Source organism: Clostridium magnum DSM 2767 (assembly GCF_001623875.1).
GTDB classification, from domain to species: domain Bacteria; phylum Bacillota; class Clostridia; order Clostridiales; family Clostridiaceae; genus Clostridium_AM; species Clostridium_AM magnum.
Map to the genome: position 1 here is coordinate 360,540 of NZ_LWAE01000003.1, position 23,989 is coordinate 384,528.

Annotated in this window: 28 protein-coding genes and 2 pseudogenes; 4 read left to right on the top strand and 26 right to left on the bottom strand. The window is 31.8% G+C overall.

All coding sequences use genetic code 11. The features are described from left to right. Positions 1–153 precede the first annotated feature (153 nt). Both CLMAG_RS15035 and CLMAG_RS15040 read right to left on the bottom strand, forming a co-directional pair. Entirely contained in the window at positions 154–510 is a 357-nt protein-coding gene (locus CLMAG_RS15035) for a C-GCAxxG-C-C family (seleno)protein (RefSeq protein WP_066624027.1), read from the bottom strand. 185 nt (positions 511–695) lie between these two features. Beyond that, positions 696–1,874 carry a metallophosphoesterase gene (locus CLMAG_RS15040; protein ID WP_066624030.1) on the bottom strand — a complete coding sequence of 393 codons (1,179 nt, stop codon included), beginning with the start codon at positions 1,872–1,874 and terminating at the stop codon, positions 696–698. A 325-nt stretch (positions 1,875–2,199) separates the two neighbouring features. Between CLMAG_RS15040 and putP the strand changes: the two genes are divergently transcribed. Further along, complete coding sequence (gene putP, locus CLMAG_RS15045) at positions 2,200–3,669, top strand: sodium/proline symporter PutP (RefSeq protein WP_066624031.1); 1,470 nt, start codon at positions 2,200–2,202, stop codon at positions 3,667–3,669. A 61-nt stretch (positions 3,670–3,730) separates the two neighbouring features. On the opposite strand, the gene CLMAG_RS15050 is transcribed toward putP, so the two are convergent. The 4 genes from CLMAG_RS15050 to pdxR form a co-directional block, all read right to left on the bottom strand. After that, positions 3,731–4,174, bottom strand: a complete 444-nt coding sequence (locus CLMAG_RS15050) for a C-GCAxxG-C-C family protein (protein ID WP_175562153.1) — start codon at positions 4,172–4,174, stop codon at positions 3,731–3,733. 105 nt (positions 4,175–4,279) lie between these two features. Beyond that, positions 4,280–4,660: a DUF134 domain-containing protein gene (locus CLMAG_RS15055; protein WP_066624035.1), complete on the bottom strand. Its 381-nt coding sequence runs from the start codon at positions 4,658–4,660 to the stop codon at positions 4,280–4,282. A gap of 232 nt (positions 4,661–4,892) precedes the next feature. Further along, positions 4,893–6,179 carry an L-cysteine desulfidase family protein gene (locus CLMAG_RS15060; RefSeq protein ID WP_066624037.1) on the bottom strand — a complete coding sequence of 429 codons (1,287 nt, stop codon included), beginning with the start codon at positions 6,177–6,179 and terminating at the stop codon, positions 4,893–4,895. A gap of 73 nt (positions 6,180–6,252) precedes the next feature. Then, the gene (pdxR, locus tag CLMAG_RS15065) at positions 6,253–7,731 is read right to left on the bottom strand and encodes a MocR-like pyridoxine biosynthesis transcription factor PdxR (RefSeq protein ID WP_066624039.1); all 1,479 of its coding nucleotides are present in this window, start codon (positions 7,729–7,731) and stop codon (positions 6,253–6,255) included. 261 nt (positions 7,732–7,992) lie between these two features. On the opposite strand from pdxR, the gene CLMAG_RS15070 reads away from it, so the two are divergent. Continuing rightward, positions 7,993–8,349: a NifB/NifX family molybdenum-iron cluster-binding protein gene (locus CLMAG_RS15070; RefSeq protein WP_066624041.1), complete on the top strand. Its 357-nt coding sequence runs from the start codon at positions 7,993–7,995 to the stop codon at positions 8,347–8,349. A 349-nt stretch (positions 8,350–8,698) separates the two neighbouring features. Here CLMAG_RS15070 and CLMAG_RS15075 read toward each other — a convergent pair whose 3' ends face one another. The 10 genes and pseudogenes from CLMAG_RS15075 to CLMAG_RS15115 all read right to left on the bottom strand — a co-directional run bounded on the left by CLMAG_RS15075 (position 8,699) and on the right by CLMAG_RS15115 (position 13,539). Further along, complete coding sequence (locus CLMAG_RS15075; protein WP_066624044.1) at positions 8,699–9,055, bottom strand: NifB/NifX family molybdenum-iron cluster-binding protein; 357 nt, start codon at positions 9,053–9,055, stop codon at positions 8,699–8,701. 18 nt (positions 9,056–9,073) lie between these two features. Continuing rightward, positions 9,074–9,496, bottom strand: a complete 423-nt coding sequence (locus CLMAG_RS15080; RefSeq protein ID WP_066624047.1) for an MOSC domain-containing protein — start codon at positions 9,494–9,496, stop codon at positions 9,074–9,076. 44 nt (positions 9,497–9,540) lie between these two features. Further along, positions 9,541–10,275, bottom strand: a complete 735-nt coding sequence (locus CLMAG_RS15085; RefSeq protein WP_066624050.1) for a Rossmann-like domain-containing protein — start codon at positions 10,273–10,275, stop codon at positions 9,541–9,543. A 104-nt stretch (positions 10,276–10,379) separates the two neighbouring features. Beyond that, complete coding sequence (locus CLMAG_RS15090; RefSeq protein WP_066624053.1) at positions 10,380–10,871, bottom strand: flavin reductase family protein; 492 nt, start codon at positions 10,869–10,871, stop codon at positions 10,380–10,382. A gap of 36 nt (positions 10,872–10,907) precedes the next feature. Further along, entirely contained in the window at positions 10,908–11,264 is a 357-nt protein-coding gene (locus CLMAG_RS15095) for a NifB/NifX family molybdenum-iron cluster-binding protein (RefSeq protein ID WP_066624056.1), read from the bottom strand. A gap of 49 nt (positions 11,265–11,313) precedes the next feature. Then, on the bottom strand, positions 11,314–11,532 hold the full coding sequence (locus CLMAG_RS33755; RefSeq protein WP_242873066.1) for a hypothetical protein: 219 nt from the start codon (positions 11,530–11,532) through the stop codon (positions 11,314–11,316). A gap of 24 nt (positions 11,533–11,556) precedes the next feature. After that, positions 11,557–11,981 (bottom strand): annotated as a pseudogene (locus tag CLMAG_RS33760) (4Fe-4S binding protein); the annotation flags it as partial. Between the two features lie 18 nt (positions 11,982–11,999). Beyond that, positions 12,000–12,365, bottom strand: a pseudogene (locus tag CLMAG_RS15105) (NifB/NifX family molybdenum-iron cluster-binding protein). Between the two features lie 177 nt (positions 12,366–12,542). Next, positions 12,543–12,959, bottom strand: a complete 417-nt coding sequence (locus CLMAG_RS15110; RefSeq protein ID WP_242873041.1) for a YetF domain-containing protein — start codon at positions 12,957–12,959, stop codon at positions 12,543–12,545. 106 nt (positions 12,960–13,065) lie between these two features. Then, positions 13,066–13,539, bottom strand: coding sequence for a metal-dependent transcriptional regulator (locus CLMAG_RS15115; protein ID WP_066624057.1), 474 nt, complete (start codon positions 13,537–13,539; stop codon positions 13,066–13,068). A gap of 145 nt (positions 13,540–13,684) precedes the next feature. On the opposite strand from CLMAG_RS15115, the gene CLMAG_RS15120 reads away from it, so the two are divergent. Both CLMAG_RS15120 and feoB read left to right on the top strand, forming a co-directional pair. Next, positions 13,685–13,924 carry a FeoA family protein gene (locus CLMAG_RS15120; protein ID WP_066624060.1) on the top strand — a complete coding sequence of 80 codons (240 nt, stop codon included), beginning with the start codon at positions 13,685–13,687 and terminating at the stop codon, positions 13,922–13,924. Positions 13,925–13,988: 64 nt separating this feature from the next. Beyond that, positions 13,989–16,139 (top strand): ferrous iron transport protein B, encoded by a 2,151-nt coding sequence (gene feoB, locus CLMAG_RS15125; protein ID WP_066624062.1) that lies wholly within the window; start codon positions 13,989–13,991, stop codon positions 16,137–16,139. A 106-nt stretch (positions 16,140–16,245) separates the two neighbouring features. Here feoB and CLMAG_RS15130 read toward each other — a convergent pair whose 3' ends face one another. The 10 genes from CLMAG_RS15130 to CLMAG_RS15170 form a co-directional block, all read right to left on the bottom strand. Beyond that, positions 16,246–16,980: an ATP-binding cassette domain-containing protein gene (locus CLMAG_RS15130; protein WP_066624069.1), complete on the bottom strand. Its 735-nt coding sequence runs from the start codon at positions 16,978–16,980 to the stop codon at positions 16,246–16,248. A 24-nt stretch (positions 16,981–17,004) separates the two neighbouring features. Continuing rightward, positions 17,005–17,814 carry an ABC transporter permease gene (locus tag CLMAG_RS15135; RefSeq protein ID WP_066624072.1) on the bottom strand — a complete coding sequence of 270 codons (810 nt, stop codon included), beginning with the start codon at positions 17,812–17,814 and terminating at the stop codon, positions 17,005–17,007. 44 nt (positions 17,815–17,858) lie between these two features. Next, the gene (modA, locus tag CLMAG_RS15140; RefSeq protein ID WP_066624074.1) at positions 17,859–18,656 is read right to left on the bottom strand and encodes a molybdate ABC transporter substrate-binding protein; all 798 of its coding nucleotides are present in this window, start codon (positions 18,654–18,656) and stop codon (positions 17,859–17,861) included. Positions 18,657–18,678: 22 nt separating this feature from the next. Next, positions 18,679–19,710 (bottom strand): ABC transporter substrate-binding protein, encoded by a 1,032-nt coding sequence (locus CLMAG_RS15145; protein ID WP_066624076.1) that lies wholly within the window; start codon positions 19,708–19,710, stop codon positions 18,679–18,681. Positions 19,711–19,733: 23 nt separating this feature from the next. Further along, a complete protein-coding gene (locus CLMAG_RS15150; protein WP_066624077.1) occupies positions 19,734–20,516 on the bottom strand; it encodes an ABC transporter ATP-binding protein in 783 nt (260 codons plus the stop codon). Beyond that, positions 20,513–21,598, bottom strand: a complete 1,086-nt coding sequence (locus tag CLMAG_RS15155) for a FecCD family ABC transporter permease (protein ID WP_066624078.1) — start codon at positions 21,596–21,598, stop codon at positions 20,513–20,515. Before CLMAG_RS15155 ends, CLMAG_RS15150 begins: the two co-directional genes overlap by 4 nt. Before the next feature lie 87 nt (positions 21,599–21,685). Next, a complete protein-coding gene (locus CLMAG_RS15160) occupies positions 21,686–22,288 on the bottom strand; it encodes a class I SAM-dependent methyltransferase (protein WP_066624087.1) in 603 nt (200 codons plus the stop codon). 92 nt (positions 22,289–22,380) lie between these two features. Then, entirely contained in the window at positions 22,381–22,527 is a 147-nt protein-coding gene (locus tag CLMAG_RS32480) for a hypothetical protein (RefSeq protein ID WP_161486979.1), read from the bottom strand. A gap of 36 nt (positions 22,528–22,563) precedes the next feature. Beyond that, complete coding sequence (locus CLMAG_RS15165) at positions 22,564–23,106, bottom strand: nucleoside-triphosphatase (RefSeq protein WP_066624092.1); 543 nt, start codon at positions 23,104–23,106, stop codon at positions 22,564–22,566. A 21-nt stretch (positions 23,107–23,127) separates the two neighbouring features. Next, on the bottom strand, positions 23,128–23,928 hold the full coding sequence (locus CLMAG_RS15170) for a class I SAM-dependent methyltransferase (RefSeq protein ID WP_066624095.1): 801 nt from the start codon (positions 23,926–23,928) through the stop codon (positions 23,128–23,130). Between the last annotated feature and the right edge of the window lie 61 nt (positions 23,929–23,989).

A 23,989-nucleotide genomic window follows, 5' to 3' on the forward strand; every position in this document is an offset into this window, starting at 1 on the left:
CGCTATATACTTTTTATCCGATGACTACCCACTCTAATACTCCCTCTTCTTAAAGGGGAGTAAAGAGTGGCTACGTCCCTGGATTCGTTCAACTAAGAATCAGGTGGGGTTTGAAACCCCATCTGATTCGAGTTTCCACTTCATTACTTAAAACTAAAGTATCTTATTTAAAATATCATAAGTATAATCTATAATTTCAGCACAGCTAACACCATTTTTCTTTAAATCCCTACAAACTTCTGTTCCATATTTTTCTTTTATGTTTATCATTAATTCTTTTGCATACTTTCTAGCTTCATTTGTTTCTTCGCTACTTTCTCTTCCCTTTAATGAGCCTATTATCACTGCTGCTGCTCCTACAGCTCCACATAAACTTCCTACAGTATATCCAGCCCCCATACTACTACCAAGACCTATGGGTATATTAGTATTATGTTCTTCATTATAGGTTTTTATAATAGCCTCCCCACATGTAAATCCTTGTTTGTGATATTCTGATGCCTTTATCATTTTCATTTCCTCCCCATACTTCTTAAAAGTCTATGTATAATCACTATATTTATATATTACGATATAGTGATTATTAAGTCAATATTTTTATACCCTGATAGGGTATCTATAATTATAATATAATAACTTTAATTCCAAATGTCAAGCATTTTAAATTAAAGTTATTATATTTAGTTTTATTTCGTTTATTGTTTGAACTTAAGCTTAACATTAACTATCTCTCCATTGGTTCCAATTCGTATTGGAGGCCCCCAAGTACCATAACCTGATGAAACTATTAAATTAAAATCACCTTTCTTAAGATACCCATAATCATCTTCGTAGACCATTCTTGTAATTAAGTTGTTAGGGAAAAATTGACCTCTATGCGTGTGCCCAGAAAGCTGTAAGTCTACTTTTTCATTCTCAGCTTCCTGCAAGTTTGATGGTCTATGATTTAGTACTATAACAGGCAGTGTCTTATCAATATTTTTCAATATTTCACTCAATGGTTTTACAGTTTCTTTTGATATACGAGTGACTGCAGGGTCATTTCTTCCTACTATGTAGAAACTATTATCAATTTTTACTGCCTCATCCTGGAGAAGTTTCACATCTCCTTCTTCTAAATAATAGAGGGTTTCCTGTAGACTTGCCTCAATATATTCATGATTTCCAGTAATATCGTATACACCGTATTTTGATTTTATATTCTTAAAGGCTTTAGCAGAATAGGCTTTTAATTTTGTAGTGGTACTCTCATCCACTATATCACCGCCAAATAAAACAATATCTGGATTCAATTTATTTATGGAAGCTACCATGTTATCAAGACCTTTTTCTTTAACACCTGTTCCAAGGTGTACGTCAGAGATCATTACAATATTTAGAAATTTAATTTTGCCAGCGGTTTTATTAATATTTAAGTTATACTCTGTAAGTATAGGATGAGCGGCATTCCATGCTCCAAAACCTATGAGTATAAACACTGATAAAAAAACTGTTATCCCATTTCCATAGAATCTACTTAAATAATTTCTAGTAGTACCTCTATATCCTGCTTTTCTAAATATAAATCTCATAATATCCACAATAGGGAAAACTGCAATTAAATAAAATATAACAGCAAGACAAATTGTTCCAATTGATGTAGATATTGAAGTTAATAAGTTATTAACAGATAAAAAACTTCTAAACAAAGCACTTATAATATAGGAAAGTGCTAAAAGCCAGAATATAATCCAATAGACCCTTGTTGTCATTTTTTTATTTCTATATGAAAATATATTCTTACCCTTTAAACCAATATAATAACAAGACATCATATATAAAAATATGAAAAATAAAATTAATAGTATTGCTCCAATAGATATTGGTGACTTCATTTTATTCGCCTCCCTCTTTTAATTTAACCTTTAATATTTATAATATAATTTTTTCTTTAAAAGGTCAAAAACTCTTTATCTATGACAAGTTTTTTATGAAAGAGGCTAATACCCTAACTAAATTAGATGCTCCCTCGAAAATAGAAGGGCTCTGTACTTAGCAATAATTTTGCTGATGATAAATTAAAATAAAAAGAATCCTTCAATGATATAAAGGTTTGCTTAATTTATCCTTTTTTATTCCAAAATGTTTATAAATATGATAATATAATTATGTATTTTTATACATTTTATAAAATTTATAATACAATAAAGGAGAATTCATATGAAATACTACTCACTTTTAGCAATTGGCTTATACTTAGTGATTTTACTTGCAATAGGATATCATTCCTATAGAAAAACCAAAGATATTTCAGATTACATGATTGGAGGCAGAAGTTTAGGCCCTATGGTTACTGCCCTATCTGCAGGTGCCAGTGATATGAGTGGCTGGATGCTTATGGGACTTCCTGGAGCTGTGTACGCTACAGGTATTTCTAGTATGTGGATTGGCGTGGGATTAACTATAGGAGCTTATTTTAACTATCGTCTTTTAGCTCCAAGATTTAGAATCTATACGGAAGTTGCTAGTGATTCTTTAACTGTTCCAGACTATCTTGAGAATAGATTTAAAGATAAATCTAAAATGCTAAGACTTGTATCCGGTATAATAATACTTGTTTTTTTTACTCTATATGTTTCCTCTGGTATTGTGGCTGGCGGAAAATTATTTAGGGACTTATTAGGACTTACTTACAACTCTGGTGTAGTAGTTACATTAGCCATAGTTGTAATATATACCTATTTTGGAGGATTCTTAGCTGTAACTTTAACAGACTTTTTCCAAGGCAGCCTTATGTTTGTAGTACTAGTTATGGTTCCTGTTGTAGCTTATATGAATGTAGGCGTAGATCCTGGTACCTTCGTAACTAAAGTAAAAGATATTGATCCTGCATTATTTGATATCCTTAGAGGAACAAGCTTACCTACAATTCTTGGATTTTTAGCATGGGGACTTGGTTATTTTGGACAACCTCATATTATAGTTCGTTTTATGGCCATTAAATCTGCTAAGGAACTAAAATCAGCAAGAAGAATAGGGATAGGCTGGATGGCTATTGGACTTTTAGGAGCTATGGCAAGTGGACTTATAGGTCTTGTATATTTTACATCTACTAATCAGCCTCTAAAAGATCCAGAACTAGTTTTTCTTCGTCTAGGAGATATACTATTCCATCCTTTTATCACTGGTATAATACTTTCAGCAGTACTTGCTGCCATTATGAGTACTCTTTCTTCTCAACTTTTAGTTTGTTCAAGTTCTATAACAAAGGATTTTTATCTTACATTTTTAAATAGAGAAGCATCAGAAAAAACTCAAATGTTTATAGGAAGAATATCTGTGCTTATAATTGCTGCATTTGCAGTAATATTTGCATATGTTCCAAATAAAACTATTCTCAATATAGTTGGACAAGCGTGGGCTGGATTCGGTTCTGCTTTTGGACCTCTTATTCTAATAAGTCTTTACTGGAAGCGAATGACTAAATGGGGTGCATTATCCGGTATGATTGTAGGTGGTTTAACAGTTATTATATGGATTGTTTCTGGATTATCATCCTATTTATATGAAATGATTCCAGGTTTTGCTCTATCACTTATATCTGTTGTGGTTGTAAGTCTTTTAACAGAACAACCTGATGCATCAGTAATAGATGAGTTCAAAGTTATGGAAGAAAATTTGACTGCCTAGTAAATATAATTAGGGGGAATTCAATATTTGATTTCCCCCCTTCCTTTTCTTATTCAAATTTTTACTTCATAAATTTATACATGATTTCTGCCGCATCACCAACAAGCTCTGCACATGGACGCTTTTTGTAATATTCATCTGTTCTTGCCTCAGGTATGTAGCTTTCATTTTGAGTAGATAATCCTAAAAGCTCTCTACAAATTAAAGAGCCATTTTTTTCTTTAAATTGCTTAGCAAGCTGTTGAATGCGCTTATAATGTTCTGCCTTAGACAATCTATCATTCGGATCAATATAACCATATTTCATACCAGCTACCATAAACATGCCGCTTACTGCTCCACAAACCTCCCGCAGCCTACCCATACCTCCACCAAAGGAAGATGATACTTTAAGTGCTGTTTGAAAATCCATTCCACATTCTTCACAAAAAGCTGCAAATACCGACTGAGAGCAATTATACCCCTGCTTAAACAGTTCCACCGCACGATTTCTTAAACTATTCATCTCACTGTATTCACTGCACCATGTGTTGGAAGTGTTATTACAATTTTCACTCATTTTTCTACCTCCTTTAATTACATTATGATTTGAGTGCCAGTTAAAATTCTTTTATACATCTTTATCCTCATTTCCTACAAAGTTTTTATCATATCTATGTCTACAACATCTGTCACCACCGCAAGATTTTTCAAAGCCATTACAAAGTATGTAGTCTCCTCCCTCAATTCTTAGCACCTTTCCATTCACTAATGACTCCGCAAGCTTTCTTCTAGCATCATTATATATCCCCTGAACCGTTGTCCGCGCAATATTCATTTTATTAGCACACTCTTCCTGCGTAAATCCTTCCAAATCAATTAGTCGTATTGTCTCATATTCATCAACAGTCATAGTTATAAGATGATCTTCATTAACTGGAACGTTAAGGGGCCCATATATATCTCTTTCGGGCAAACAACATACTTTTCTGCATTTTCTTGGTCTAGGCATAAATCATTCACCTCATTTACAACAAAGTTAACAGTTCCTCTTAGTTATTGACATATGCTATTTTAGTTTCATTGTACTCTATATCCGATATATGTCAATAAATTTTTATACTAAAATTATTTCTTACGTCTAAATTTGAAGTATGTATCTTCTCAAATTCTTTCTACAGGCAAAATAAAAGATTGTATTAGATTTCCAATACAATCTTTTATTTTGTGCCTTATATACTCTCTTAAGAGCAACATTTATTCAGCATTATATTAATAATTTCTTTATCTGTTTCTTTCATACCAATTTTCCCTAGATGACTTACATTGGTGATTGTATTTTCCACTCCTTTTGCAACAATGCCATCTCCACCTCTGAATTGCTGTCCTTCCTTATACATGTAATACCCCAAAATCCCTGCATCAACAGCCGCTGCTATTTTACCCGCGCAGGATGGCTTGGCTCCATCACAAACAATTCCTGAAACAATTGCAGCTGCATTTACTATTGTATGTGCGATTTCCTTGTAATCACCACCATGTAAATAAGCAATACCTGAACCACTACCGCAGCCTGCACATATTACGCCACAAAATGCAGATAAACGTCCAATACCTGTTTTTAGATGAAGTGTTATAAGGTTAGATACTACTAATGCTCTATATAACTTATCCTCGCTAACCTTTAATTCTTTTGCATATTCTATAACAGGCAAGGATGTTGTCATCCCCTGATTACCGCTTCCTGAGTTAATGATAACTGGTAATTCACAGCCACTCATTCTTGCATCAGAACCTGCCGCTGCCATAGCCTTTGCACGAATTTTTATATCATTTCCATAGGCTTTCAAGAGGACACTTCCTACATTGGCACCGTAGTTTCCTTCAAGACCTGCTTTTGCTATAGCTGAATTATATTCTATTTGCCTTCCTAAAGTTTCTTTAACATCTTCTATAAGCACGCTGTCAGCAAAATCAATAATATCTTTTACATTTAATAAACTTCTGTCAGTGAGCCCTTTTTCTTTTCCTTCTATGTTTCCCACATCAAGTATAACTTTTCCATTTCTCTCCACATATACGATATTTACATGGTATTCTGCTATACGTAATTTTACATAGGATTCTTTATCATACATAGTGATTATAATATCAAAGGTTATGTTTGAATCTACTAATTTTACTTCTATACATTTTCTGTCAAGGTATTCTCTTGTAAGCTTCTTCTCTTCTTCCCTTACCTCTGAAATAACCTCTAATACTTTTTCTGATTTACCTGCTATAATACCAGCAGCAGCTGCTGCTTCAATACCCTTTAATCCATTCGTATTAGGAACAACTACACTTTTTACATTTTTGATAATATTTGCACTAGCTTCAACTACTACTTTATCTGGAATTGTGCCCAATAGTTCCTTTGCTTTAGCAGCACCATATGCTATAGCAATAGGCTCAGTGCATCCCATAGCTGGAACCAGCTCTTCTTTTAATATTTGTAAATATGCATGATAACGCACATCATTTTGCTCCATAAATTATTCCTCCTAATATAATATATTCATTATTGTGACTTCTAAATAAATCTAATCCTTGAATATTATTAGTTCAATTTGTTTCCTTAATTGTTTCATCTAAACTATTCCTTAGCCTTTTTAAACCTGTAATTATTTCTTCATTTGCGGGATAAGTAAAATTTAATCTAATAAATTTGCTTTCTACCTCATTATTAGCATAAAAGAAATTTGCCGGGATATAGTTTACTCCGTTTTTCATTGACTTTTCCAATAATAAATTGAAATCAATGTTATCCGGAAATTTGCACCACAAATAAAATCCTCCTTGCGGCCTATAAAACTCTAACTCTTTAAAGTTTTCTTCTAATTTTTTAATCATTAAATTTCTTTTCAAATGATATTCTTTTCTAATTTTTTTTATATGATTTTCATAATAACCTTGCCTTAGGAATTCACATATCATGTGCTGACCTAAAGTATTTACATGCAAATCAGTTAATTGCTTAACCAAACTTAATTTATTGATTACTCTTTCTGGTGCAACTATCCATCCTACTCTTAAGCCAAATGAAATAACCTTTGAAAATGTACTTAAATAAATAACATAACCATTTTTATCTAACGCTTTTAGAGATGGCAATTCTTCTCCTTCATATCTTATTTCACCATAAGGATCATCCTCAATTATTGGTATGCCATATTTTTCAACAACTTTCATAAGTTCATATCTTCTTTTCAAGCTCATTGTAATTCCAGTTGGATTTTGAAAATTTGGAATGCTATAAATAAACTTAGGTTTAAGTCTATTTACTAAGTATTCCAGTACATCAACTCGAATTCCATCTTCATCAATTGGTACACCCACAACCTTGGCACCTAAGGTCTGAAATAATTGGATAGCTCCAAAAAATGTAGGCTCTTCGACTAAAATTACATCATTACAATTTACAAAGGTTCTCGCAATCAAGTCTAAACCCTGTTGGGAACCTGAAGTAATCATGATATTATTAGTTGATACCCTAACTTCTCTATTCAACATTAACTTTTTAATCTCTTTTTTTAGTTCGTTATTTCCAGATACTGGACTATGTAAAAACATAATTTCCAATTTGCTTTTACATAAATCCATCTGAACTTTTCCAAATTCATCTTTTGGAAACAAATCAGGTGACGGAATACCACCAGCGAAAGAAATTGTTTTATCATTATCACTAATTTTCATTATTCTACTCATAACATCAGCATAATTATTTTTAGAACTCTCATTATATATTTCATCCCAAAACAAGTGCTTTTTACAATTATTTGATTTAGTAATTAATTCATCTTCATCACAAAAAACAACATAAGTTCCCCGTCCAACCTCTGAATTAATAAGACCTTCTGATTTAAGTTCTTCATAAGCCTTCTTAACTGTACTTCTATTAACATCTAATATCTTAGCAAGTTCTCTTTCAGATGGCAGTACATAATTTAGAGGAAGTCTTTTAGAATAAATCATATCTCTTATTTGATTTTTTATTTGAATATATAAAGCAATTTTGCTATCTCTTTTAATATTAATCCTCATATAATCACTCACTTAGCTAAGTTTGTCTTGAATCTATTATATCAATTTAATCAAACTAATAAACCTCCAATTTAATCTTTTATAGCACCATCCACTTTATTTAGCAAGGCTTACTTCTACAATATTACTGTCAGTATCACATAATAGTTATTGACATATGCCACTTATAAGTTTATTATAAATATATAAAGGACATATGTCAGTAACTTATATGCATTAAAAATGTTACTCTATTAAATAATTTAGAAGGAAGGTATTAATATGAAAATTGCACTACCATCTCGTGGAAATCAAATTGACGACCATTTTGGTCACTGTGAATACTTCACTGTTTTTACAGTTGATTCATCTACTAAACAAATACTTGATTCACAAGTTGTTCCATCACCAGTAGGCTGTGGCTGTAAATCAAATATTGCAAGTATTCTTTCAGAAATGGGTGTTAAGCTTATGCTTGCAGGTAATATGGGTGAAGGTGCAGTAAGAGTACTTAATAACTCTGGCATTGATGTAGTACGTGGATGTTCAGGTGATATAAATGCAGTAGCTCAAAGTTGGCTTGACGGCTCTCTTGTAGATTCTGGTGACTGTTGCCATGAACACGAATGCCACAATTAACTTTTATTTATCACAAAAATATTAAAGAGTCAGCTGGAATAGTTTTCAAAGCCATTCCAGCTGGCCTTTTAGCATTTCATATTCAATGGAAAATCAAACTTTTATAAGATATATTTTATCTAAAATACCACTGGTTTTTGATTAGTGTTATAACCTAATAATATAAAAAAGACCCTTGAGTAACATTTCTGCTAATCAAGGAGCTTTTTCACTATACTTCAAATTTTAACCTATAATGTTCAGTATTAACGATTACTTCATCTTCTATCTCATGAAGAACATTACATATAAAAACATAGTCAATAGAATTGTTCTCTACTGGAAAGTATTATTCTTCACTCTTTTTGAATTAATGATGATTACCGCCACAATTGTCTGTTCCATCATAGCTTCTAATTAATTTTAAGGATCTGTTATCCATTAATTCAAGTGCTTTTTCAACTGAATATCCAACACCATAATATCTTGTTACACAAGCATCTGCCAAAATATCAAATGCTCTTTTTTCTATATCACCTGTAATTACTGCTTCGCAGTCATACTTTAATATCTCGTTAGCGAGATTTTCTCCAGATAATTCTTCATTATTGATAGCTGTAATACTTAAATCATTCATATTAACAATTAATAAGTATAAGCATTTCTCAAATTTTTCTGACACCTGACTATCCAGGCTTTTACCTTCTGCTACTACCGCAATTTTCATACTTTACCCTCACTTTATCTACATTTCTATTATTTCTACGGAATCACCTATATTTATTTTCCCACTTTTAACTACTGTGCCAAATCTACCTTCTCTACTTACTATATAAGGTCTACTATGTTCCTTGTATTCTTCTTTCCCTATATGTAGTATTTTAATTATAGCCTCACCAATTTGGATTACAGTTCCAACATTAAGGTCATCAAGAGAAATACCTGATATGGTAATGTTTTCAGTAAATCCTCCACTTTTAACTTCTTCCATTTTATCAGAAGGAACCTTTTCCAAAGCTTCTACAGGAAAAACACTTACCTGTCTATCCCAAGCTCCTGCATGTCCATCGCCTTCAATACCAAATCCTTCAATTGCATTAACCAAAGGAACTTGTGTCTTTTCAACTCCTCTTTTCTCACTAATATTCAAAGAAACTACTTTTCCCATTAAAATCACTCCTTATCCATTGACATTTTCCTTATTCTTCTTCATTATTTTGAACAGGGACAAAATCTTTCGAGTTTCATCAATGCTGCTGCTCCAGCAAGAGTAGTTCCAAAAAATATAGTTGGTTTATCTAACAAAAGGTTAGTTATTGTTTTATTAGCTATAGTACTACCAGTAGCAACCACAATATCACACCAATTTAATAAATCATCAATTGGTTTACTTCCATCCTCAACCATTACACTATATTTAACTTTTCCTATATTACTAGTGTCCAAATCCACAATTCTAACTTTAAAGTTTTTGCCTAGATTCTCTAACATTGCTGGTTGAAATCCTATTAATGCTATTTTAGGATTTCCATATTTATTTTTTATGTATTCTACTAATTCTGAAGCACAGTTTTCAGGTTCTCCATCTTTACAATGCACTGTTTTATCTGTTATTTTTAAATATCTACATACAGCATTTAAAGTAGCAATATATACAGCAGTATCAAAATTTGTTTCTAAGGACATTTCAACTATTTGTTTTAAATTTCCTTGAAAATTATTAGGCATATCTGTAAAAGCCTGACCTTTTACACCTCTAAAATCCGCTTCAAGTAATTTTTCCTTTCCTTTTATAATAGGAAAGTCCTTTCTTTCGGTATTTCCTATTGCCTCTTCTGTGGTTAAAGTTCTTCCTGTTATTTTCACTTCCTCATTTAATAAGCCATTATCTTCTACTAGTTTTTTGAACCTATCAAATAAATTAGTATAAAATTGATTTTGACTCATGAAAATCCCCCCAATAATAAGTTATAAATTCAGTATACCATTAAAATAGTTTATATACCAATAATGGGTGGTGATGAAACACCACTCATTTAGTTTTAGAAGGCTTATAAAAGAGCTACATCAGAATACTTTATATTACCTTCTTCATCTACTAATGATTTATCAGCGTGTACGTATTCGATTTTTCCAACAAACATCTCATGAGAACCAGTTACTATAGAGTCTACTACCTTGCACTCAATATTTACAGGACAATCTGCTAATAAAGGAGCATTTACCTTTATTCCTTCCTCAACCTTAATATTAAGCTTTACAAATTTATCCTCATCCTTGCCGCTGTGACTGCCTAGATAATCAAACATTTCTTTTTGTTCTTCTGTAACAAGATTCACTACAAAAACTCCTGTCTCTTTTACCATTTTATAAGAATGTCTTGAAGGAACAATACCTACCATAACCATTGGTGGATCAAAACTACAATTACAGCAGTAAGCTACCGCTAATGCATTATTTTTACCATCAATACCCCTACAAGAAACTAGTACTTTAGGCACTGGTTGAAGACATGATTTCATATTTCCTTGAACTTTTCCCATAACAATTCCCCCTATTTTTATAATTATCTTTTTTAATTATTCATTACAATGTCCTTCATGTTGATGTTCTGTGCACACACTTCCTGTTGATTTTAATTCACCTTTGATATACTTTCCTGAAACATCATCACATAGACCTTGTGCTCCAACTACTACCTCAATTCCATTTTCATTAAATAACTGTTTTGCTGTTTCTCCCATTCCGCCAGCAATAATAACATTTACATCTAATCCCTTTAAAAATACTGGTAAAAAGCCAGGTCTATGTCCTGGATTTTGAGTAAAACTCTTATTTAATGATTTTCCTTCTTCTACTTCATATATTGTAAAACCTTCACAATGTCCAAAATCTCCACTTACATAAGTTCCTTCACTTGCAACTGCTATTTTCATTTAATATTCCTCCTCATATTTACATTTAATAAATTTAATTTATTTTTAATCATTTTATATATTTTTTTATATTACTCCACATATCTTCAATAGCTTGTTTTGCTATACTATCTTTGTAAAAAGTTATAGGTTTTAACTCACTTATAGACTTCATAACAGTATCATCATATGGAATTTTACCCACTAATTTTAAACCTTTTTCATTAACAAAGTTTTCTATATCCTTAGTTACTTCTTTGTTTATATCATATTTGTTAACACATACCATAGTAAAAATACCAAAGTGTTCACATAAGGCTACTACTCTTATTAAATTTAAAATTCCTCTACTGCAATTTATATCTCTTATTTTTCCAATTTAAATTTTGCCTATTTCTCTTTTCTTATAAGCTATGGCATCATATCTACATGCAATTTCACAAGCCCCACATCCATGACATAATTTTTGAAAAAGCATAATATCATCCTTTACTTTTGCAAGAGCATTGAATTGACATGAATCCATACAAGCTCCACATGATGTACACTTGTCATCATCTATAAAGGGGTACTCTACCAAAACTTTTCTGTTTTATCTATTGTAGGCTTTAAAAATAAGAAACCATTTGGTTCTTCTACATCACAATCTATGTAACTTGCCTTTAGTGCAAGGGCAAGATTTGTAGAAACTGTAGTTTTTCCTGTTCCTCCTTTTCCACTAAGCACCGCTATATTCACTATATACTCATCTCCAATCTAATGGCTTCCTCCATGATGTGCAGGACCAGGCATTTTTATTTCTTCTAGTTCACCCTTATTATATTTTTCAAGTACTGAACTTATAGCTATATTTCCACATTTATATGCTTTAACTCCTGCTTTTTCAATAATTTCAATAGCATTAGGTCCAAGACTTCCTGTAACAATAACGTCTACTTTCTCATCAACTAATTGATTTGATGCAGCAATTCCTGCTCCAGCACTGGAATTTAGACCTTCATTTTCCAAAACTTTAACCTCTCCACTCTCTATGTCATGAATTTAAAAATATTCACATCTTCCAAATCTCATACCAAGTAAATTTTCAACATTTTTTCCTGTTGATGAAATTGCTATCTTCATTAATATTCCTTCAAATCTTTAATCGTTCCCAACAATAATGGCATTTGCCAATTTAATATTACTCCATTTTTAGGTTACTGTCAAATGCCAATTTAAATATTTTAAGCATAAATAGTGCTGACAAAAGAAATTTAAAAAAACTGGTAAAAGCATTCTATAACACTTCAACCAGCTAATTTATAAATATTTATACGGTTCTTTTTTATTTCCTTCAAACTTCCTACTACTAATCTCTTGAAAAATATTATTTTGTTCATTCTTATTGCCTTGAGGTTTTATATTGTCTCCTATCATTTCTTTCATTTGTGATATTTCCGCCATTAGAGTCATAAAATCCTCCTTTGTTAAAGGTTTCTTGTTATCCTTCAATTCATATCCTAGCTGACCACTTACTTCAATTGTTGCATATTTGACATCTTCTATTGAGGATATTCCAGCTTGCCTCAAACGGGTTTCCAGCCTATCAATAGATAATCTTAATTTCCCCAAATTATTTATATTAGGTGCCCCATTTTGAATAACTATAACAACTTTACCTGGAAATAAAGTTTCTAGAAAATCTATTTTAATCTCTAGATACTCTGTAATTATCATTGAATTCTAAATCCTTTAGAACACAAACATTTTTCTTGCCTTGTCTATTGACATCAAAGTTTCATTGCCGTTAACAGGACGTTTAAAAGTAACTTCCGGAAAAAATCTAATAATAAGCCTGTTTTTTATAATCTTTATATTTTTCTAATATGTCTTTGTTATTTTCAAAAAATTCATATAAAATTTGCATATTTTTCACTGTATCAGTAGTAATAATATGTTCCATCAATTCAGTCTGAATTAGCGCATTCTCCTTACATCCTATAAAAGATAAAAAGTTTTCAATTGTATTATGTCTATTTAACAGGAATTCCCCTAATTTCTTACCTTCATCTGTTAAAGTTACAATTCCATATTTCTCATAGTTTACCATGCCTAACTGTCCTAGCTTCTTTACCATCTTCGAAGCTGAGGAAGCTTTAACATTTAATAACTGTGCAAGTATATTTATTCTAATATAAGCTTCACTTAGACTATTCCTATAAATCATCTCAAGATAATCCTCTAATGCAGAAGTGAGTATATTTTTATTATTCCTTTGTAATTCATATCCACGGACAGTATGAAATGTATCGTCCATTTAATCACCACCATTATTTTAATCATAAAATTATCTTCTATATTTTATTTATACTAGTAACACTTAAAAAGTATTTATCATATTTTAGTGTAGGGAAAGTTTTTTTCTCTACAGAAAATCATTTTGTTAGGAGGTCCCTTTATACATGAATAATTATGATATTCCACTTAGCGATTTACCGCTAGGTAAAAAATGTAAAGTCAAAAAACTACTTTCTGACGGTTTAGTAAGAAGAAGAATGTTAGACTTAGGATTAATTGATAATACAGTGGTTGAATCTTTACAGAAAAGTCCCTCTGGTGACCCTGTTGCTTATCTCATTAGGGGTGCTGTAATTGCTCTTCGTACTGAAGTAGCATCCATGATTTTAGTAGAAAAACTTTAAATTTATATCCATAAATCTATTTTTAAGTTATATATAAGTGTAGTATTTTTAGGGAGGAATATTAATGGGTCTAACCAATACATCAACAGGAGCAGGAGTATTAGAAAAAGAACTTAGAATTGATAAAACTACATCAAAGGATAAAATAATAGCCCTAGCTGGCAATCCTAACGTTGGAAAAAGCACCGTTTTTAATAACTTAACTGGTTTAAACCAACACACAGGTAACTGGCCTGGTAAAACTGTTACCAATGCTCAAGGAAAGTATTATTATAAAGATCTCAATTTTATTTTAGTTGATATTCCAGGCACCTATTCCTTAATGGCAAGCTCCGTTGAAGAAGAGGTTGCTAGAGACTTTATATGCTTTGGAAATCCAGATACAACTGTAATTGTAGTAGATGCCACCTGCTTAGAAAGAAATCTAAATCTTGTTTTACAAACACTGGAGATTACTTCTAAGGTTGTTATATGTGTCAATCTGATGGATGAAGCAAAACGAAAAGGAATATCCATAGATTTAGAAGAACTATCAAAGCAACTTGGAGTTCCTGTAGTGGGCACAAGTGCTGTTAACAAAAAAAGCTTAGATAAATTAATGGATGCAGTTTTTGAAGTAGCTTCTAATAAAACTACTCCTAATACTATTAATATTGTATATGATGAATTAATTGAAAAAGCCTTATCTAAAGTTGAAGAGGCAGTCAAATCACTGCTTCAAGATAAACTTAATCCTAGATGGTTAGCATTAAAGCTTATAGAAGGAGATAAAAAGCTGTTAGCTTCTATTAATAACTATCTTAACTTCAATTTAACTGAAGAAGATAACCTAATAAAAGAAGTCAATGAAGTTAGAGCTTTTCTAAATGAACAGAAAATCGATTCAGATACATTTCGTGATAAAATTGTTTGTAAACTAGTAAGCACTGCAGAAAAAATAAATAAAACCGTAGTCTCTGTTAAAAATGAACATTACAATAGCACTGATAGAAAGATAGATAAATATCTTACCTCGAAGAAATTTGGAATCCCTATTATGATTCTTCTTTTAGGCGTAGTTTTCTGGCTTACTATTACTGGTGCCAACATACCTTCAGAAATAATTGCTACTGGACTGTTTTGGTTTCAGGACAGGCTTACCGACTTTTTCACCTGGTTAGGCACACCACCTTGGGTACATGGATTATTAGTTATGGGTATGTACCGAACTCTTGCTTGGGTAGTATCCGTTATGCTACCTCCAATGGCTATATTCTTTCCTCTCTTTACATTACTAGAGGACTTAGGATACTTACCTAGAGTAGCTTTTAATCTTGACAACTTTTTTAAAAAAGCCTGCGCCTGTGGAAAACAGGCATTAACAATGTGCATGGGCTTTGGTTGTAATGCTGCTGGTATAGTAGGCTGTAGAATAATTGATTCACCACGAGAAAGATTAATCGCAGTTATAACCAATAACTTTGTACCTTGTAACGGAAGATTTCCTACTCTAATAGCAATTATAACCATGTTCTTTGCTGGAATTATAGCAAGACCTTTTCAATCTGTAGTATCAACGCTAATTCTAACTAGTGTTATTATACTAGGTGTTATAATAACATTAACAATATCTAAAATTCTATCAAAGACAATATTAAAGGGTATTCCTTCTACTTTTACTTTGGAATTACCACCCTATAGAAAACCACAAGTAAGTAAAATTATCATAAGATCTATATTTGATAGAACGCTCTTCGTACTTGCTCGTGCAGTGGTAGTAGCAGCACCAGCAGGATTAGTTATATGGTCAATGGCTAATATTCATATAAGTAATATAAGTCTTTTAACCCATTGTGCTAATTTTTTTGATCCCTTTGCAAAACTTATTGGATTAGATGGTTATATTTTAATGGCCTTTATTTTAGGTTTCCCTGCAAATGAAATAGTTGTCCCTATAATAATTATGAGCTATATGTCTACAGGAAGCATAGTTGAGTTTGATAGCTTAGAACAATTAAGAACACTTCTTGTTTCTCACGGTTGGACCTGGTTAACAGCTGTATGTACTATGCTGTTTTCTTTAATGCATTGGCCTTGCGCTACCACCTGCTTAACTATAAAAAAAGAAACTCAAAGCCTTAAATGGACCATTATTTCTTTCCTTGTGCCAACTGTTACTGGCATTGCTATTTGCTTTATAGTTGCAAGCACTGTAAGATTAATTGGTTTAGTGTAATGAATTCCATTTCAGTAATCTACAAAGCTGGTGAAGGTGGCTTATAACCACTTCAACCAGCTAAATTTATACTTTTTTATGTTCTAATTCAATGTCACATTTTAACCTAATACAAACTTCGTTTTCTCATTTTAACTTTATTATATCCTATAAAATCAGCTACAAACTCTGATTTAGGATAGTTAAATATTTCATCAACAGTTCCTATTTGATGTATCTCACCATTTTTCATGACTGCTATTCTGTCTGCTAAATATATTGCCTCATTAAAATCATGGGTTATATGAATAGTTGTAGTCCTAAGCTTTTTATGAAGACTTTTTAAATTACGCTGAAATACTTCTTTAGTATTTGGATCTAATGCACTACTTACTTCATCTAACAATAATATTTTTGGTGAAGTTATAATAGCTCTTGCAAAGGCAACTCTCTGCTGTTCTCCTCCACTTAAGGTCAAAGGATTTCTTTTTAATAAGTGTTTTATATTCAGCATTGTACTTATTTCATCTAGAGCCTTTTCCCTACTGCATCTAGATATCTTTTTTGCCTTCAACCCAAAAATGATATTTTCACTAACAGATAAATGCGGAAACAATAAATAGTCTTGGTATACAAATCCTATATTTCTATGTTCCGGCGGCACATTACTTATGTTTATATTGTTTATGTATATACTGCCGCTATCAGGATTATATATACCAGCTATAGTTTCTAAAACTATAGTTTTCCCTGTTCCTGTAGGTCCTAGTATTACAAAATATTCTCCTTCTTTTACTTCAAAACTTATATCCTTAAGTTTAAAATCACCAATTTTTTTATTAATGCGCTCTACTTTAAGCATAGTGTCGACCCCTTTTTCACTATATTATTTAGTATTTTTTATATTTCCTTTTCCTAGATGTTCAAATATAAACAAACAAACTATAGACATAATTATTAGTATAATAGCAGCTGATAAGGCTTTATCTAAATTTCCACCAGATAAATTCAAAAATATAGCCGCTGGTAAAGTTTCTGTTTTCATTCGAATAGCTCCTGCAAGCATAAGTGCAGTACCAAATTCCCCTAATGCATTTGTCCATGTTATTACAATTCCTGAAATTAGACCATTTCTAGCTATAGGTAGAGTTACTTTAAAGAAGGAACCCCAACTGCTATACCCTAGTGTTCTAGCTACAAATTCAAGCTTTGGATTAATATTTTCAAAGGTTGTTCTCAAAATCCTTATCATGTAGGGAGTATTAATAAAAAAGTGTGCTAATATAATCCCTTTTACAGAAAAAACTGGATCTATCCCTAATTTGCTTACAATACTCTCCATTTGTTTTGTACTGAATAATAATAACAAAGCAATTCCTGATGCAATAGGTGGTATGGAATTAGGAATTTGTATTATAGAATTAATAACTTTCTTTCCCCCAAAATTGTACCTAGCTAGTCCATAAGATATTGGTACAGAAAATATTAAACAAATTATAGTAGACACAGTTGCTGTGTATAGAGTCAACCTAATTGCAAATTGAACTTCCTTATCACTTAAACTTTCTATTAGTGTAGCAAAACCCCTTTGCATAACTGCACACATAGTAAAAACTATAAGAGCTATAAATATTATTGCAAATATAGATATAAATACTTTAAAAAGAATATCTTTGTAATTCCTGTTAAACATCATTAATTAGCCTCTCAAGTTATTATTTGACTCAACCTAAATACCTTTTATTTCACAGGCTTTAGATTATATTTAACAAATATCGGTTTAGCCTCATCAGAAGCAGTAAAGTCCATGAATCTTTTAGCTAATTCCGCATCTTTAGAACTTTTTAAAGTGCTTATAGGTACCACTTTAATTGTATTTTCTTCTTTAGGAATTTGTACTAAATCTATATCTTTCGCTGCATTCAAAGCATTATCTTCCCATATAATCGATGCATCTGCTTTTTTCATAGAAAGAAATGTTACTATTTCATTTACTGTAGTAACTGTAGATACTACATTCTTATTAACTTGTTCCACTATACTAGCCTTTTCAAATAATTTGGATGCTAGCTTGCCTAGTGGAGATGTTTTAGGATCTCCTAATATAACTTTTACTCCTGATTTAGAAAAATCCTTTATGCTAGTAATTCCTGCAGGATTTCCTTTAGGTACAGCAATTACAGGTACATGATAAACCAAATCCTTTTTTTCTGAAGTTAAGCTTTTTTTATTTGCTGTTTGATAATCTTCATCTGAAGCTAGTACACAAAGATCACCTTTATGTGAAACCTCCATTTGAGCTATAAGATCTGAAGAATTAGCATAAGTGTATTCAATTTTAGTTCCATATTTTTTTTCGAAACTTTGTGCTATTTCCTCCATTGGCTTGTTTACTCCTGCAGCACAATAGACAAGTAGAGATTCTTTCTCCTCATTACTTTGATTAGTGGTAGTTTGTGCCTTTTGTCCACATCCTATAAACATAGTAGAAACCAGTAAAAAACCTAGAACTGAACTTAATATTTCTTTTATTTTCATAAAATACATCTCCTTTTATATGTTAATCTACTTTTCCACCAAGCTTTGTAAAAGTAGTACCATAGAATTTTTCATAGAATGAATCTGCCTCTTTGATAACATCAGTATCATTAAATACTTTAGGATTTAATCTCTCACTTAACCACAATATCCCTAAAACTGTTTGTGGACAAGGCATGTCCCATTGGGATATTTTTGAAGGAATTAGATAAATCTTTTTATTCTTTATGGCGTTTACAGTTTTCAGACTTCCGTTATTGAGTACATCTGCCGGTTTTACTCCACAGTATTGTGTAAGTATTATTACATCTGGATTCCATTGTATTAGATGTTCTGCTGAAACCTTAACCCATCCTCCTTTTAAATCAGAAGAGACATTTATTCCTCCACATAAGTCAATCAGAGAATTCTGAAACATATCATTGCCAGCTGTTGAGTACATGTCAGAACCTGCAATATATACTTTTTGTTTATCCTTCTGTTCTACATTTTTAAGCTTATTTTTTACAAAATCTATCTTTTGCATATAGTAATCATTAAAAGCTGCTGCTTCTTCTTCTTTTCCTAAGGCCATTCCCAGATTTGTCATGGTGGATTTTAACTCATCAAGACTTTCTGCTTTTATAGCAAAGACCTTTAATCCACGGCTTTCGATATCATCTATAAGCTTTTTATTTGCCGCAGTTATTAAAACAAGGTCTGGTTTTAAAGCAATTCCTTGCTCCATGTTAAAAGTATTTTTGTTTTTGAAATCTGGTAATTCCTTAGAGTTAGGTAACAAAGTAGTTACTATTGGATTTTTTAAGGTATTTCCATCTGCACCAACTAGAGTTTTTTGTGCACCTAACGTACAAATCATTTGAACTGGTACAGTATAATTAGTTAAAACTCGTTCTGCCGGCTTGGATAGTTCTATTTTTCTTCCCAATCCATCTGTCACAACGATTTTCTTATTTTCTTTTACAGAATTTGTTGAAACTGTACTTTTCCCACATCCCGCAAAAGAAAACATAATCATCAATAATAGAATTAATAATCTGGATACTTTTTTCACTTTTATCTCCCCCTGTTTTCTTATTAGTTAATCATAGGTATACATGCTTTTACCTTATTCCCATTAGAATTAATGGTAGTAATAATTTTCACATTAATACCATAGGCCTCCTTAAGCATATCCTCTGTCACAACTTCATCCACATTCCCCACTGTAAATACATTATTTTTTCGCATAAGTGCTACTTTTGTAGAGCATAGAAATGCATGATTAGGAAAATGTGAGGTCATAACAACTGCTAGTCCTTTTTCAGAAAGCTTATTTATCTGTTCTAATACTCTTATCTGATTTCCAAAATCCAAATTAGAGGTTGGTTCGTCCATTATCAGTATTTTGGGCTGTTGAGCAAGAGCTCTAGCAATTAAAACCATTTGCCTTTCCCCACCACTTATTTCTGTATATATCTTATCCTTTAAATAGGATATCTTTAAAGTATTTATGGCCTCCTCTGCAATCCTTACATCCTCTTTCATAGGAGAAGAAAACATTGAAAGATGAGCAGTTCTTCCCATCAATACTACGTCAAATACTTTAAAGGGAAAAGGAGGAGTATGTGCCTGAGGTACATAACCAATAGTTTTAGCTAATTGCTTTCTTGACCAATTATGTATATTTTCTCCGTCTAAAAGTATTTCTCCACCTCTTAACTTTAAAAAACCTAATATAGTCTTAAAAAGAGTTGTTTTTCCTACACCATTAGGTCCTAGCAAGCATAATATTTCTCCAGAATTTACATTCATGGAAATATCCTTTACCACAATTCTTGTACCATAACCGCAAATAGCATTTTTAACCTCTAATTTCATATCCATCCTCTCCTTCCTTTAATTAAAAGATAAATAAAAAAAGGTGCTCCAATTAGTGATGTTAGAATTCCTAGAGGGATTTCCATAGCAAAGGCACAGCGAGCTATATCATCAACTAATATTAGAAAGGTACTGCCGATGAATAATGAAGCAGGTAATAGCACTTTAAAATTAGGCCCTACAACCATTCTAGATATGTGGGGTATTATAAGTCCTATCCATCCAATCATGCCACTAATTGATACAGCTGCAGCTGTAATTAGAGTTGAACAAAGTATAATAATTATTCTTAACTTTGAAGTATCAATACCGAGAGACTTTGATTCTTCATCTCCAAAGGAAAGTACATTAAGTTTCCATCGTAATAAAACAAGTGGTATAACTCCTACAATCAATGGTAGCAGCATTATTTTTATATCTTTCATGGTGGCAGAAGCCAGTCCTCCCATAAGGTAAAAAGTTATTGCTGGCAGCTTTTCATAGGGGTCAGCCACATACTTTGTTATTGAAATAAAAGATAAAAATAAAGCATGAACAACCATACCTGTCAATACAAGTACTAACGTGGCATTGTTTCCTCTTCCTATAATCACACTTATTAAATAAGTTATAGTGACAGCTGTAAGTCCAAATAGAAATGCTGAAATCTGTACACCAAAAGCACTAAAAGATAAAAGAATCCCAAAGGCTGCACCAAATCCGGCACCAGCAGAAGCCCCAAGTATGTCTGGGGATACCATTGGATTTTTAAATAAGCCCTGATAGGTAGCCCCAGCCACAGATAAAGCTGCTCCAACCATTAACGCTGACAAAATTCTAGGAATTCTAACATTGAAGAGCACTGTTTCAATAGTACTAGGCTCTCCTGTACTCAATCCAAAAACTTTTGATATCATAGCGTTAAAAAATTCTGGTAAAGTTATTGAGTATCTTCCTACAACTAAGGAAATTAAAATAGCCAATACAGGCAAGGCTGCAATAATAACCATAAAATAAGTTGTTTTTCTTTGTACTAGCTTTTCCTTTTGATTTTTTAATTTTGAACTTTCTAACGAATCCGTTATCTCTAATGGTTTTAACATTTATTTCTCCTCCTTATTTTAATATCCTTAAAATGTAGGGTAACAACATCAGACATTAGATATTGCAGATTATTTTTTGATAAAAGCTCAGAGGCCTGAATCATCATCAATTATTTCATAGGAAGGTATATTTGCTTCGGTTAATATCCTATTGAATTTTTCTGCATTGTTGTCTTTTACAAAGCCTTTTCTGCGCTCTTCCCAATCTCCTTCCCTTGCTTCCATTTTTTCGAACACCTCTTTTTTAAGCTTTGCATTACCATAGCCCCCTCCAATATATGCACAGCCTCCCTTTGAAAGCACTCTGTAAATCTCTTTAAAAGCTTTCACCTGATCTTCCCAAAACCATATAGATCCTCTGCTAATTGCAAGTTCTATTGTTTCATCTTCAAAGGGAATATTATGAACATCCCCACAGAGTGTCTCCATTCTATAATCTAAATCATTATTTTTGATTCTATTGTCAGCAATCTTTAAAGCATAAGGAGATATATCTAACAAAAATGTAAACATATTGGTTATCTTAGTTACCTCAGCACCAAGATGCCCACCGCCGCAACCTATATCAAGACATGTTCCTTTATTTATATTTGTTTTTTCTTTTATTTGAGAAGCAATAACTGAATAAATAGGCGCAAATACATTACTTGCTATTTCATCAAATTCTAAAGCCTTTTTTTCCTCATCCATTAAAACTCTCCTCCTCTAATTTCACCTTTCCCATCCATTTTAACCATTAATGCTCTATTGTTAAAAAACTCACTTCCACCTCCCTGCTTAATTCAATTCCACACTCTATTACGATCTGTAACTACAGTACTTGCAAGCATGTTAATTCCATATTTGTATAGACAATCCGTCATACCTGTTACATATATTACTGGTATACCTATGTCTGTCTGTATTTTATCTGAATTTGCTACAGTCATAATAATTTTAGGTTTTTATTCACCTTTTGTTTCCTCTCAATCTTTTTTATTAGTTATTGGAACTAAGTTTACATTGTTAATTTTTAACATATTAAGAATTTTATCTTCCATTGAATTTCTATTATTTTCATTAATTCTAATTACATTTACATCTTCTCTCATTTTTATTTGTTGAATAAAGTTTGTATCACATTCTTTTAACACTCCTAAAACCGGTGTATCACAATTGAGAATTTTAATAATAGTATCTTTGAATAATGGGGAGTTTTCCTCCATGAATCCTAATTCATCAAGTATTATTAATTCCCTATCTCCTAAGCTTTTTAATAAAATATTTTTAGAAATACTATTAAAAACATTCATATCCGAATATAATACATCTTTTTCTCTATGATAAATTCCAATGGTATAACTATCTTCCAAATTGTAGAGTGAAACTACATTAAAGCATGTTGTTTTATCAGTAAATATTTTTTCTTGAATAAATCCACCTATAGAACAATCTACGTTTTTAATAATTTTTTCTAATAATGTAGATTTTCCTATTCCTCTTTCACCAGTTATAAAAATATTTTTCATAATGTGATAGTTTCCTTTCCTTTAACTTTCCTTAATACCATAAACCATAAACAAATTTGAATCAGATCCAAATTTTCTTTTACTACTTTTTTTATCACTATTTCCTTCTTCATTACCTTGTATATCTACATATACCCTACTGCTAATTTCTGTATCAATAGTTATTTTACTAATACCATTTTGAAGCAGTATATCTACATCCCATTGTGGTCTCACAATATCACATATATAAAGCTGTTTTGCAAAATCGTTACGCTGGCGAATAAGTTCTTCACTTTGAACCGCACGGCTATATGTACTGCGTGACCAATTTTGCATTTCCTTATAATTTTGACCAGCTTCTTCTGCCAATTTAAACCCTTGTCCATAATTGGCATCAAAGTTCATGATTTTACCACCAGGCACAAGTACTCTGCACCATTCTTCATAAGCCCTTTTAGGATCTAGCAATGTCCATGTAACATTTCTTGAGATTATGAAATTAAAACTTTCGTTCTGAAATTCTAGATTTTGAGCATCCATTTTAATAAATTTAATATCTGTGTATCCAAGCTTTTCTGAGTTTTTTACTGCATTATCTATCATATTTTGCGAATAATCTACAGCGGTTACTTCAAAACCTAAATCAGCCAGCAAAAAGGCATAAAACCCTGCCCCTGTACCTAAATCCAAGGCCCGAAGCCCTTTTCCTTCAGGGACTGCTTCACTAATAATATCTATCCAAATTTTTCGTTGAAACCCCTCCAAATCCTTAAGGCGGCATTCACTGAATTCATTAGCTCGTTTCGACCAGTAATTATTAATTTTTCCTTGTATTTCCATATTTACATCCTTTCATTATAAATTTTCAACAGATAGTGTTTGAGAAATTTTAAACTACAGG

What these genes read in the sequence shown, in the direction of transcription:
- CLMAG_RS15060 (WP_066624037.1), bottom strand. Translation starts at nt 6,179, where the DNA reads ATGGAGCAAAATGATGTGCGTTATCATGCATATTTACAAATATTAAAA.
- CLMAG_RS15130 (WP_066624069.1), bottom strand. Translation starts at nt 16,980, where the DNA reads ATGCTTAAAGTAGAGCGCATTAATAAAAAAATTGGTGATTTTAAACTT.
- CLMAG_RS15150 (WP_066624077.1), bottom strand. Translation starts at nt 20,516, where the DNA reads ATGAAATTAGAGGTTAAAAATGCTATTTGCGGTTATGGTACAAGAATT.
- CLMAG_RS15085 (WP_066624050.1), bottom strand. Translation starts at nt 10,275, where the DNA reads ATGAGTCAAAATCAATTTTATACTAATTTATTTGATAGGTTCAAAAAA.
- CLMAG_RS15040 (WP_066624030.1), bottom strand. Translation starts at nt 1,874, where the DNA reads ATGAAGTCACCAATATCTATTGGAGCAATACTATTAATTTTATTTTTC.
- CLMAG_RS15080 (WP_066624047.1), bottom strand. Translation starts at nt 9,496, where the DNA reads ATGGGAAAAGTAGTTTCTTTGAATATTAGTGAGAAAAGAGGAGTTGAA.
- CLMAG_RS15050 (WP_175562153.1), bottom strand. Translation starts at nt 4,174, where the DNA reads ATGAATAGTTTAAGAAATCGTGCGGTGGAACTGTTTAAGCAGGGGTAT.
- CLMAG_RS15115 (WP_066624057.1), bottom strand. Translation starts at nt 13,539, where the DNA reads ATGGACGATACATTTCATACTGTCCGTGGATATGAATTACAAAGGAAT.
- feoB (WP_066624062.1), top strand. Translation starts at nt 13,989, where the DNA reads ATGGGTCTAACCAATACATCAACAGGAGCAGGAGTATTAGAAAAAGAA.
- CLMAG_RS15165 (WP_066624092.1), bottom strand. Translation starts at nt 23,106, where the DNA reads ATGAAAAATATTTTTATAACTGGTGAAAGAGGAATAGGAAAATCTACA.
- CLMAG_RS15170 (WP_066624095.1), bottom strand. Translation starts at nt 23,928, where the DNA reads ATGGAAATACAAGGAAAAATTAATAATTACTGGTCGAAACGAGCTAAT.
- CLMAG_RS15095 (WP_066624056.1), bottom strand. Translation starts at nt 11,264, where the DNA reads ATGAAAATAGCAGTTGCAAGTGAAGGAACTTATGTAAGTGGAGATTTT.
- CLMAG_RS15075 (WP_066624044.1), bottom strand. Translation starts at nt 9,055, where the DNA reads ATGAAAATTGCGGTAGTAGCAGAAGGTAAAAGCCTGGATAGTCAGGTG.
- CLMAG_RS15135 (WP_066624072.1), bottom strand. Translation starts at nt 17,814, where the DNA reads ATGATGTTTAACAGGAATTACAAAGATATTCTTTTTAAAGTATTTATA.
- CLMAG_RS15070 (WP_066624041.1), top strand. Translation starts at nt 7,993, where the DNA reads ATGAAAATTGCACTACCATCTCGTGGAAATCAAATTGACGACCATTTT.
- CLMAG_RS15155 (WP_066624078.1), bottom strand. Translation starts at nt 21,598, where the DNA reads ATGTTAAAACCATTAGAGATAACGGATTCGTTAGAAAGTTCAAAATTA.
- modA (WP_066624074.1), bottom strand. Translation starts at nt 18,656, where the DNA reads ATGAAAATAAAAGAAATATTAAGTTCAGTTCTAGGTTTTTTACTGGTT.
- CLMAG_RS15055 (WP_066624035.1), bottom strand. Translation starts at nt 4,660, where the DNA reads ATGCCTAGACCAAGAAAATGCAGAAAAGTATGTTGTTTGCCCGAAAGA.
- CLMAG_RS33755 (WP_242873066.1), bottom strand. Translation starts at nt 11,532, where the DNA reads ATGGTATGTGTTAACAAATATGATATAAACAAAGAAGTAACTAAGGAT.
- CLMAG_RS15035 (WP_066624027.1), bottom strand. Translation starts at nt 510, where the DNA reads ATGATAAAGGCATCAGAATATCACAAACAAGGATTTACATGTGGGGAG.
- CLMAG_RS15110 (WP_242873041.1), bottom strand. Translation starts at nt 12,959, where the DNA reads ATGATAATTACAGAGTATCTAGAGATTAAAATAGATTTTCTAGAAACT.
- CLMAG_RS15090 (WP_066624053.1), bottom strand. Translation starts at nt 10,871, where the DNA reads ATGGGAAAAGTTCAAGGAAATATGAAATCATGTCTTCAACCAGTGCCT.
- CLMAG_RS15160 (WP_066624087.1), bottom strand. Translation starts at nt 22,288, where the DNA reads ATGGATGAGGAAAAAAAGGCTTTAGAATTTGATGAAATAGCAAGTAAT.
- CLMAG_RS15120 (WP_066624060.1), top strand. Translation starts at nt 13,685, where the DNA reads ATGAATAATTATGATATTCCACTTAGCGATTTACCGCTAGGTAAAAAA.
- pdxR (WP_066624039.1), bottom strand. Translation starts at nt 7,731, where the DNA reads ATGAGGATTAATATTAAAAGAGATAGCAAAATTGCTTTATATATTCAA.
- putP (WP_066624031.1), top strand. Translation starts at nt 2,200, where the DNA reads ATGAAATACTACTCACTTTTAGCAATTGGCTTATACTTAGTGATTTTA.
- CLMAG_RS32480 (WP_161486979.1), bottom strand. Translation starts at nt 22,527, where the DNA reads ATGACTGTAGCAAATTCAGATAAAATACAGACAGACATAGGTATACCA.